This window comes from Mesorhizobium sp., assembly GCF_004962925.1.
Taxonomy (GTDB): domain Bacteria; phylum Pseudomonadota; class Alphaproteobacteria; order Rhizobiales; family Rhizobiaceae; genus Mesorhizobium.
The window spans coordinates 1-513 of record NZ_SUEO01000215.1 but is presented as its reverse complement, the minus strand read 5'-3'; the positions used below and the strand labels follow the sequence as shown (position 1 = coordinate 513).

General features: G+C 66.5%; 1 protein-coding gene. It reads right to left on the bottom strand.

Annotated elements, in window-relative coordinates; all coding sequences use genetic code 11:
- On the bottom strand, positions 1–513 hold a 513-nt coding region (locus E5W87_RS29285), incomplete at both ends, for an ABC transporter ATP-binding protein (RefSeq protein ID WP_292405507.1).

Genomic DNA, 513 nt, shown 5'->3' with positions numbered 1-513 from the left:
GAGCGACGGCTCGTCGATCAGCAAGATGCGCCCGCCCATCATCAGGCCGCGGCCGATTCCGGCCATGCGCCGTTCGCCGCCGGACAGGCTCGAGGCGACCTGGTCGCGACGGTCGGCGAGCTTCGGCAAAAGCGTGTAGACCTCGTCCAGCCGGCGCTTGATCTCGGCCTTGTCGGGCGCCAGATAGGCGCCCATCAGCAGGTTTTCGAGCACGCTCATCTGCGCAAACAGCATGTCGCCCTGCGGCACGTGGGCGACGCCCAGCATCGCCGTTTCGTGTGGCTTGCCTGACAGGCGCTGGCCGTCGATGCTGATCTGCCCGCCGCGTAGCGGCACGAGGCCGGAGATCGTCTTGAGAAGCGTCGATTTGCCATGGCCGTTCGGACCGACGACGGTGACGAACTCACCGGCACGGACGGTCAGCGAAATACCCTTGAGCACCTCGAGGCCGTCATAGCCGGAGACGATGGCGTCGAGCTGCAGAACGGGCGGTTTGGCGGCTGCGCTCGTCAT